This window comes from Pseudoclavibacter helvolus, from assembly GCF_049707175.1.
In the GTDB taxonomy this organism is placed as follows: domain Bacteria; phylum Actinomycetota; class Actinomycetes; order Actinomycetales; family Microbacteriaceae; genus Pseudoclavibacter; species Pseudoclavibacter helvolus_A.
In genome coordinates, this window is record NZ_JBNAFM010000007.1 from 169,179 (window position 1) to 177,856 (window position 8,678).

Sequence of the window (8,678 nt, forward strand, 5' to 3'; positions counted from 1 at the left end):
AGAAAGAAGAACCGCATGACCGCACCCAACCCATCCCCCGTCGGCACCCCCGACACCAACCCCATCATCACCGTCTACTCGAAGCCATCGTGCGTGCAGTGCACGGCCACCTACCGCGCGCTCGACAGAGCGGGCATCGCCTACGAGATCGTCGATGTGTCCACCGACAGCGAAGCCCTCGCCTTCGTCAAGGAGCTGGGCTACCAGCAGGCTCCGGTCGTCTACGTCGAGCACCCAGACGGCGCTGTCGACCACTGGTCAGGCTTCCAGCCCGGCCGTCTCGCCGCGCTCGAAGCGCAGCCACCTGCCCCGCTCCCCGCCGCGTAGACAGCACGGTTGGCAGTTCAACGCCTCCCACGGCACTGGCATCACCTGCCGCTGGCGTGCCCCGTCGGACGCATCCTGCGGTCACGCATAGACTGAACCCTCGACCGTAGACAGTTGAGGGGAGGTCGATGTGGCGAACGTTCACGATGTGGCGGCGTACATCCTTCGCAAGAAGGGTCGCATGACCACCATGAAACTTCAGAAGCTTTGCTACTACTCGCAGGGGTGGTCTTTGGCCTGGGACGAAGAACCACTGTTCGACGAACCCATCCAGGCTTGGGCGAATGGGCCCGTCGTTTACGCTCTGTTCGACGAGCACCGAGGCCAGTTCTCTGTTGAAGACTGGCGTCACGGCAATCCAGACGCGCTTAACGCAGACCAGCGCGAGACAGTCGATGCCGTACTGAGCGCCTACGGCGACCTGAGCGGCCAACAGCTCAGCGACAAGACGCACGAGGAACGCCCCTGGCTCGAAGCCCGCGAGGGACTATCCCCGGGCAACAGGTCTCAGAAGAACCTCGATCTCAACACGATGCAGGACTTCTTCGGCGGGCTCGACCAGCTCAACGACTAAGCGCGTGCCTAAGAAGAATCGCAAGAGCCTCCCCGTCCAAGAGGCCCCCACAGGTGTAGGCAAGTGGAACGACACACGGAAAGCGGCCGCTCAAACTGCTGCCCCCTCTTCAAAGACAGTGTCGACTCAGAATGCCGTCCCAGCTACGACGACGGAGATGCCGTTCCGCTGGACAGCTCAGCGCCTCGACTATGAATTTAGCGGTGAGTGGGACTGGCATCTTGGAGCGCCGGAGTCGCATGGCGTTCTCGATTTTCTCGAACAGATGCAAGCACTCACTTGGGGTGAGATCGAATCGCACACGTACAACGGACGCCAACAGAAGCGCTTTCGGAAGCATCACAGCATGAGTGTCGACAAACTGTGCAGCGACGCCCAAGAGCGACTGGTCGAACGCTTTCAAGGTGAAGAGCTTCCAGACGAGGTGTTCCGATTTCGCCTCAACTCGCTCACGCGCCTCTGGGGCCGCCGAAGCGGTGGACGCTTCGAGATCATCTGGTTCGACCGGAACCATAGGGTCTACCCAGTCGACGACTGACGAGCCCGACGCGGGTGGCGCTGACTAGCGGTCTAGCCCCTGCCGTGAGGCCGCATGCACCGCATACTCCTGCCATGGCTCGCACCCTCTGCATTTTGTCCGACAGCGCCACCGGCACGCCCGCGCCGACAACGCTGCTGCGGCCCAGCGACAGCGCGCCGATCCTCGAAGCACTAGAGGATCGGCGCGCTGTCACCGTCCGTTTCCCAAAGCTCTGCGGCTTGCCCGCCGACGAATTGACCGCCGTTCCGGTCGAGAACGCAGAAGCGCGGCTGACCCTCAGCGCGAGCGGCCTCCAACTCAGCGTCGGACAGTGGAAGCCCTTCCGCGCAAACTACGCGGTTCTGGGACCGCGCACGGCGGGCCGCTGGCTGGTCGGCCGTGAACTTGCGAGTCTGCTGCTGAAGAGCTATCAGACCGGCGATCTGAGCAGGCACCTCCGGCGGCTCGAACTGCACCCGGCATCGCTCGTCGGGATCACCGCCGAGGACGTGCAGTGAGGGTGCCCGAGCCGGACGAGGCTGTCGAGTGCTTTGCGGTTGAGAGCGACGGCGGTGTCTACTGGCCAGGGCAGGACCGCGAAGGTATGGGCTTCGCTCTGGACGAGCGGCACACGGTGCACGTCTGTTTCGCCGACGGCCCGAACACCGAATGGCTCGGTCAGCCTGGCAAAGACTCGCTGATCGCAAGCCCGATCAAGGCGGGCTACCGTCTGCTCTTCGAGGCGATCACGCCGACCAAGCAAGGCCGCCTGGTCGAGGCGCGATGGATCATCCGCACACCGGAGGGCGACGCCGCATGGGCTGCCGACGACGCCCGTCTGCCCGGGCTGCTGTCCCAAGCCTGCCGGACTCGGTCGCTGCCACCCGGCCTGCGCAACCTGCGGATCATCCAGGGCTCAGCCCACCAGCTCGGCCACCTCGCAGACGAGCGCCGTCCGCCGGAGCAGTACGACGACCCCCTGACAGGATTCTCCTTCTGATGACCGACGACACCTGCAACTGCAACTCACTCCCGCCGCTCGTACTCAGAGCGAGCAAGCCTCCGCTCGACGATCTCGACAGCCTGATCTCGACCACCCTCGCCGCCGGGCTCGACATCCAGCTCCTCTGGCCGAGGCAGACGCGACTTCAGCTTCTGGCCGTGCTCGACCCCGGCGCAGCGGCCTACCGACTGATCCTCCACGACGACGGCCGGACCTATGACGTACTCACTCCCGGCGGGGCACCCCGATGGCAGGCCGATGATGTTCGCCTCCGCGATGCCCTGGCCGACACCGTCCGGCGCGGCGTACCGGTGGCGGCGATCAGCCGACGGCGGGAGGTCGAGTTCTAGCGAACGGCGCACGGCACCGAAACACGACATGCCGACTGACCAGGGCTTTTCGGAGACCCCGCATACTGTGGGCAAAATCCGCCGCTCCGAAGGAAACCCACACCATGGCCCGCCCCTATCTCACCGTCGCCCAAGCCGCCCGCGAACTGCAATGCGCGCCGTCCACCGTCCGCTCCATGTTGGCCGATGGCCGTCTCTCTGGCATCGACATCGGCAGCGCCGGTCGCTCGCGCTGGCGCGTCCGAGCGGACGCACTGGCGGGCCTCGGCTCCACCTACTGGACATACGGAGACAAGCAGTTCGACCGAGCAGCAGACGGCAGCGTGAGCTACCACTACACGTACGCGGTCACGCAGGACGTGCTCGACGGCATCGACCTCGCCTCCTAGGTTCCGCGCTTCTTCCGTGCTTTCGTCGCAGGCACGCTGCGGTACACCTCGGTGGTGCCGACCGGGCGTGCCACTCCCCCGAACGTCGTGTCCAAGAAGGCGACCGTACGCTGGTCAAGTCCGTCTGCGTACCGAGCCCTGCTGAACTCCAGGCTTGCGTGGCCGAGAATATCGGCGACGGCCAGCGGGTCGACGCCCGGCTGGTCCATCAGGTGGGTGGCCGCCGTGTGGCGCGCGGCATAGCGCGTCGGCAGAGGTGAAATCTCCGCCGCAGTGCACAGCCGCTTCCACTCTGCACGGTCCGAGTCCTGCGGCCTCGGTCGGTCGACGGCATCCGGGTGCGGGAAGAGCCAGTCGGCCGGGATCGACAACGGCTTCTCCGCGTCTGTCCCGGCCAGCCCCGCTTTCACGGACTTCGCCAGCGCGACCCGCAGCTCGTGCAGGTAGTCATCGGCAGCCGTGGTGTCGCCCGCCTCGTGCTCCGCACGCTGCTGAGCCAGCTCGTGCAGGTGGGCGTTGAGCAGCACCCCCGGCACGCTTGTCAGCGGGATCGGGATGCGACGCCGACCCGCCTTCGTTTTCGTCGCCGCCTGGCGCACCCAGAGGGTCTCAGTGAACTCGTTCGCCTGCACCCTGACGAGCGTCGCCTGCACCGTGACAATCAGGTGCGTCGGTGTCCGTTCGACATCGCCGAGCACGAGACCGAGGCATTCAGCCGGGCGAAGTCCAAGGTGCAGCGCCAGCGACCAGCGCGCAGCAGCATGCGGTGACAGTTCCCGCGCTGCTTCCAGAATCGAGCGCACCTGGTCGCGCGTGAGCGAGGAGACGTGCTCGGTCACGTTGCGGCGGACGACGGCCACATCCGTGACCGGGTTGCTCGTCATTCCGAAGCGACCGGTCCGCAGGGCGTAAGCAGCGGTGTTCTTCGCAATCGACACCACCATATTCTTCGTATTCCAGGCCGCTGCTTCGCCGTGGCGATTACGCAAGCCGTCCACCCAGGCGTCGATCTCCGCCGTTGTCGTGTCGATGATCGCCTTGGCCCACCAGTCGGATTTCGCCAGGATGCCGGACGCCAGCTTTCGATGAGACTGGATCGTGGTGACAGCGAGCGACGACGACGCCATCCATCCATCGAACGCGATCTGCCAGCCCTGCTCGGCGTATGCCGCCCGCTCGACAAGCAGCTTGTCAGCGGCAGCCTTCTCGACCAGCGCCGACAGCCGCTCTTGCACTGCTCCCCTCGTCTTGCCGCGCACGTACTTTCGCGTGCCGTCGACCACGATGCTCCCTCGAAAGCCGGTCTTCTTCGTCCCGAGGATGGCTCCGTGGCGGGCGGCTTCGCGTGGCATGTAATGGTCCTTCCGACGCCCGCAGTATGCGGGGTCCGTCCATTCACTCACCGGAGCAGTCAGAATCGCATCCGTGACACGCTACCGACACGCTACGTCTCTCAGAGACGATTTTCCGAGCGACCGCACCGATGCTCGACTTCCGCGCCATTACTGGGCAGTCGGGGCAAAATTGGCAATCTGGCGCGACACCGCGCATCACTCGACACGCCGTTTCGTCTACTACGGCTACATCTGGAGTGAGGTGCTCGACGCGGCGACGGTCGACTGGTTCGCGGAGCAGGCCGAACTCGATGGTGGGTTGCGCGCCGCTGGCGAGCGGTTCCGCCGGAGCATTCTCGAGCCCGGCGGGTCGCGCGACGCGATGTCGCTGGTCAGCGAGCTGCTCGGCGGCCCCGCGCCGATCGAGCCGCTGCTGAAGCGCCGCGGGCTGCAGTAGCGCTGGGCGGAGGGGCTGCGGCTCCTCCACCCAGTTCAGTTCAGGCGACTCGCCGAGGAGTGGTGGTTCGTCCCTCGGCTCGTCATGATCCTGGCCATCACGGGCGGCATCAACCTCCTGTGGCGGGCCGCAGGCATTGCCCCGTGGCTCGCAGCCGTCATCCCCGCTGTCATTATCCTTGTCCCTGCGATCTGCGTGCTCGTCTTCCACAACCGACGCGTGCAGGCTGTCGTAGATCCTCCGCCCAGCAACGAGGAACTCGACGAGGTCCCCACCGGACTTCACCGCTAGCGCACGAAGCCTGCCTGCAGTCGTCCGCCAAGCAGAGAGAGTTCGGCTTCGACCTGGTCCGCGAAAGCGCGGAAGTCGAGGTCGAGAAACGGGACCGCGAGGCTTTCCGCCCGGTCAGAGTTCCACGCCCTCAACGCCCGGACGAGGTGCTTACTCGTCGCGAGCCAGCGCCCATTGGCGAGCAGCATGAGTTCGGCGGTCTTCTCGAAGAGCAAACCGGCAGTGACGCGTTGCTCCAGCGGATCGCGTGCATCGCGCAGGTCGTCGAGAAGGTCCGTCACCCCGTATCGCCTCGTCGACAGCTCATGCTCGGTCACCACGGGGCCCGCCTCGATAACCGGCCGCCAGCGATCGCGGAGCGACTCGAGATGAGTGCCGCCGCGCACCGGCAGTCCGTTCAAAAGCATGCTGAGCAGCACCGGCCTGTACGTGGCTAGGTCACTCGTGACCCACTTCTCGAAGCCGGCGTCGGTGTACGAGAAGAGCTCGATGACCTCGCCCCCGTAGGCGAAACTCTTCGCCAAGCTGGTGCGCCCGTCCCGATACATGGCGTCTGGCCCAATCAGCAGCAAGTCGATGTCGCTCGTCGCCGTGCGCCGTCCGGAGGCCGAGCTGCCGCCCATGACAGCAACCTCGGCGAGGTCGAACCGCTCGCCAACGAACGCGACGGCAACTTCAAGCGGCTCCATGCCCACGAGCCTAGGTCCTGCGGCACTCCCGGTGCAGCGCGGCCGAACGCAGCTCATCCGGAGGGCTTCGCGGATTGCGGGCGGCCTCCACCTCAGGCTGCGACGGTATCGACAGCTCCTGGTGCCTCCTACAGGCGCGCGGCCGCTTCGAGGTCGACGACTCGCATGACCTCGCGCTTGGGCGACAGCTGCACCAGCGCGATCGCCTCGCGGAAGGCGTCGCTGTTCCGCTCGCGAGCGACCTGAATGCGCCTCCGAAAGGTCCCCAGTTGCAGGTCGAGCTGCTCGGCGGCGTCGGCGACCGACATGCCCGGCAGATCCTCGCGCGGCGTCGCCCCGATGGCCTCGGATGCTGCCCTGTTGCGTTCCGCGGCTCGCTCACGTGATTGCTGCGCGCGCGCCTCCCGCTCCTCGGGCGTCCCGCCGAATCTCGTCGTAGCGGTGGCTCCCGTCGTTCCGAGCGCGGCACCGATCTGCGCCCACGTTGCCCCGGCCGCTCGAGCCTGCTCCACTGCCTGCACGAGCGCAACTTCCTCAAGCCAGCGCGCGGCGTCTCGGGCAGCAGAGACGCGGGCGAGCGGATCGCCGCCGGACGGGGCGAGAGCATCAAGGGCGGCTTCGAGGGGTTCAGGCATGGCATCCATTGCAGTCAGCGTACGGCTCTCCTCGACCGTCAGCTCGCCAGCTCCCGCCGCAGCGCGTCGCGCAGTACGACGGCGTGATTCGTCGTCTCATCGCGAGCGCCATACAAGAGCGTGACTTGGTCGTGCTCCCGTGCGAACTGCGCGAGCAGGGCCAGGCCATCGCGCGCAGGCGACACGGCCAGCTCCGCACGGTAGTCGTCAGCGAACGCGGCGAAGTGCGCAGGATCGTGCCCCGCCGGATCAGCGTGCCAGCGACGCCGGAGCACGTCGCTCGGCGCAGCATCCTTGACCCAGGCATCCAGCTCGGCGCGCGCCTTCGACAGGCCCCGCGGCCACAGCCGGTCCACAAGCACCCGGAACCCGTCATCCTCAGTCGGCGCCTCGTACACCCGCTTCATCGTCACAGCCATGCAGCCATTGTGCCCGGCGCGCCGAACGGAACTCTCGACCACGTCAGCGGCGGTAGGGCGCGCGGTCAGTCATCTCGACAACAGAGCTCTGGTGCAGACTGGCCTCGTGCACGATGCTGCAGAACGCCTCCTCCTCGGCCCCCGAGGTCGCCGCCTCTGCCTCGAGTACGTCCGGCTCCTCGACGAGGGTGTGGACGGCTCGCTGTCCTGGTTCGCGCAGGACATCGACCCGAACCCCGGCGTCATCCTGCGTATGGCAGGTGACGACGCACCGGCCGAGCATCCGTCGTTGACAGCTGCGGACGTCGCCACCAAGATCAGTGACGTCGACCTCGCGAACGTCGACTCCGATTTCCTCCGGACGGCGCTGCGAGCCTCACTCGACGCTGCCCGCTACTGGCAGGAGCCCGATGGCAACGACTTAGCGGCCGCGCTTCCTGAGATTCGAAGCGCGCTCATGCCCGTCGCCGCCCTGCTGGTCGCCTCGCTGCCGGACCTTGCGGCCCCACGCGCCGCGACGCAGTGGGCCGTCGACTGGAACCCTGCGGCGCAGGCCGCGCCGCTCTTCACAGCGCCCGACAACGCGCTCCGAACCTGGACGAGCGAGGTCAACGACGAAGAACGACGCTCGCAGCGGGAGCGACCCGCCGATCCGCGCGCGAACTGGTCCGGCACCTGGTGGTCTGTTCCGCTCACGGTGCTCGAGACCCGCGGTTCCGTCGAGGCCGCCCGTGAGCTCATGGAGGACTCCTTCGGCTGGACCGCCGCAACGTTCATCCCCGTACGTGGCTCCGGCACAGTGCTCGAGATCGCCTCCGCCAAAGACTGGGCAGAACTGTGCCGCGCCTACCCGGTCGAGGTGACCGCGTCGCGACGACACGACTGGTACCGCACGACTGGGCGCGATGGCCGTTGGGTGATGCCCGATTGGGAGCGGGTAGCGAGCGCCTGGGACTCCGTGCACCTCACGACGCTGGCCTACCTCTCCGCGGCGACACAGCTCATTCCTGTCGACGACGAATTCGCGACGATCATCGCGGGGTGGGCGCCCGACTCCACGCTCTGGCTCAGAGATGTCGTCCGCGAAGCGGATGCGCCCCGCCAGGAGTGGAGTCGGCCGAGCGACCAGGATCCATGGACGCGACGCCCGCGCACGTCGGACTGGGAGTTCTTCCTCGGCCAAGGCGGACCATCGACATCGGAGCTGCGCGATGCCCACCGGCGGCAGTTCGAGCGGTTGCGGGAGCTCATCGCCGCGAGCATGGGCGGCGGAGCGTTCACGGAGCACGCGGATGCACTCACGACGGGGATCAGGGACCTCGCGGCGGCCGGTGCCAGCATCGATCTCATCGCCGCGGAGCTCGGGCTGTCGAGGGCATTCGTCGAAGACGCCATCGGCCGCTAGGTGTATTGACCCGTGAGGTTGTGAACACGGTCTGAGGGGCGTTGGCCGCCGATCCCGGTGTGGGGTCTGTGGTGATTGTAGTGATGGAGCCAGGTGTCGTAGGTCGCGGCTCTGGCTTCATCGCTGGTGTAGGTGTGCGCGTAGGCCCATTCGCTGGCGAGGGTTCGGTTGAAGCGCTCGACCTTGCCGTTCGTTTGGGGTCGGTAAGCGCGAGTCCGGCGGTGTTTGATGTCTGTGGCTTGCAGAGCGTCTCGGAAAGCGTGGGATCGGTAACAAGATCCGTTG

15 protein-coding genes are annotated in these 8,678 nt (G+C 66.5%); 10 read left to right on the top strand and 5 right to left on the bottom strand.

All coding sequences use genetic code 11. The annotated features are described in order from the left end of the window. The first annotated feature begins 15 nt into the window (after positions 1-15). The 7 genes from nrdH (at position 16) to ACPYN9_RS07920 (ending at position 3,163) form a co-directional block, all read left to right on the top strand. The gene (gene nrdH / locus ACPYN9_RS07890) at positions 16-327 is read left to right on the top strand and encodes a glutaredoxin-like protein NrdH (RefSeq protein ID WP_424465448.1); all 312 of its coding nucleotides are present in this window, start codon (positions 16-18) and stop codon (positions 325-327) included. A gap of 181 nt (positions 328-508) precedes the next feature. Further along, complete coding sequence (locus ACPYN9_RS07895; protein WP_424465450.1) at positions 509-901, top strand: Panacea domain-containing protein; 393 nt, start codon at positions 509-511, stop codon at positions 899-901. Between the two features lie 4 nt (positions 902-905). Then, the gene (locus tag ACPYN9_RS07900) at positions 906-1,439 is read left to right on the top strand and encodes a hypothetical protein (protein WP_424465452.1); all 534 of its coding nucleotides are present in this window, start codon (positions 906-908) and stop codon (positions 1,437-1,439) included. Between the two features lie 74 nt (positions 1,440-1,513). Then, a complete protein-coding gene (locus tag ACPYN9_RS07905) occupies positions 1,514-1,939 on the top strand; it encodes a hypothetical protein (RefSeq protein ID WP_424465454.1) in 426 nt (141 codons plus the stop codon). Continuing rightward, the gene (locus ACPYN9_RS07910; RefSeq protein WP_424465456.1) at positions 1,936-2,421 is read left to right on the top strand and encodes a hypothetical protein; all 486 of its coding nucleotides are present in this window, start codon (positions 1,936-1,938) and stop codon (positions 2,419-2,421) included. Before ACPYN9_RS07905 ends, ACPYN9_RS07910 begins: the two co-directional genes overlap by 4 nt. Continuing rightward, a complete protein-coding gene (locus ACPYN9_RS07915) occupies positions 2,421-2,774 on the top strand; it encodes a hypothetical protein (protein ID WP_424465458.1) in 354 nt (117 codons plus the stop codon). Before ACPYN9_RS07910 ends, ACPYN9_RS07915 begins: the two co-directional genes overlap by 1 nt. 104 nt (positions 2,775-2,878) lie before the next feature. After that, the gene (locus tag ACPYN9_RS07920; RefSeq protein WP_424465460.1) at positions 2,879-3,163 is read left to right on the top strand and encodes a helix-turn-helix domain-containing protein; all 285 of its coding nucleotides are present in this window, start codon (positions 2,879-2,881) and stop codon (positions 3,161-3,163) included. Here ACPYN9_RS07920 and ACPYN9_RS07925 read toward each other — a convergent pair. Further along, complete coding sequence (locus ACPYN9_RS07925; RefSeq protein ID WP_424465462.1) at positions 3,160-4,515, bottom strand: tyrosine-type recombinase/integrase; 1,356 nt, start codon at positions 4,513-4,515, stop codon at positions 3,160-3,162. The genes ACPYN9_RS07920 and ACPYN9_RS07925 overlap by 4 nt on opposite strands. 172 nt (positions 4,516-4,687) lie before the next feature. Between ACPYN9_RS07925 and ACPYN9_RS07930 the strand changes: the two genes are divergently transcribed. Both ACPYN9_RS07930 and ACPYN9_RS07935 read left to right on the top strand, forming a co-directional pair. Beyond that, positions 4,688-4,954: a M3 family metallopeptidase gene (locus ACPYN9_RS07930; protein WP_424465464.1), complete on the top strand. Its 267-nt coding sequence runs from the start codon at positions 4,688-4,690 to the stop codon at positions 4,952-4,954. Between the two features lie 84 nt (positions 4,955-5,038). Further along, entirely contained in the window at positions 5,039-5,245 is a 207-nt protein-coding gene (locus ACPYN9_RS07935; RefSeq protein WP_424465466.1) for a hypothetical protein, read from the top strand. Here the strand turns inward: ACPYN9_RS07935 and ACPYN9_RS07940 are convergent. The 3 genes from ACPYN9_RS07940 to ACPYN9_RS07950 form a co-directional block, all read right to left on the bottom strand. Beyond that, positions 5,242-5,934, bottom strand: a complete 693-nt coding sequence (locus ACPYN9_RS07940) for a nucleotidyltransferase domain-containing protein (RefSeq protein WP_424465468.1) — start codon at positions 5,932-5,934, stop codon at positions 5,242-5,244. The genes ACPYN9_RS07935 and ACPYN9_RS07940 overlap by 4 nt on opposite strands. A 128-nt stretch (positions 5,935-6,062) precedes the next feature. Further along, entirely contained in the window at positions 6,063-6,569 is a 507-nt protein-coding gene (locus ACPYN9_RS07945; protein ID WP_424465470.1) for a hypothetical protein, read from the bottom strand. A gap of 38 nt (positions 6,570-6,607) precedes the next feature. After that, positions 6,608-6,988 (bottom strand): DUF488 domain-containing protein, encoded by a 381-nt coding sequence (locus tag ACPYN9_RS07950; protein ID WP_424465472.1) that lies wholly within the window; start codon positions 6,986-6,988, stop codon positions 6,608-6,610. Positions 6,989-7,094: 106 nt separating this feature from the next. Here ACPYN9_RS07950 and ACPYN9_RS07955 point away from each other — a divergent pair, with 106 nt between their 5' ends. Beyond that, positions 7,095-8,393: a hypothetical protein gene (locus ACPYN9_RS07955; protein WP_424465474.1), complete on the top strand. Its 1,299-nt coding sequence runs from the start codon at positions 7,095-7,097 to the stop codon at positions 8,391-8,393. Here ACPYN9_RS07955 and ACPYN9_RS07960 read toward each other — a convergent pair. Continuing rightward, positions 8,390-8,678: integrase core domain-containing protein (locus ACPYN9_RS07960; protein WP_424465476.1), on the bottom strand; the 289-nt coding region annotated here is incomplete at its 5' end. The two genes, ACPYN9_RS07955 and ACPYN9_RS07960, sit on opposite strands and share 4 nt — an antisense overlap.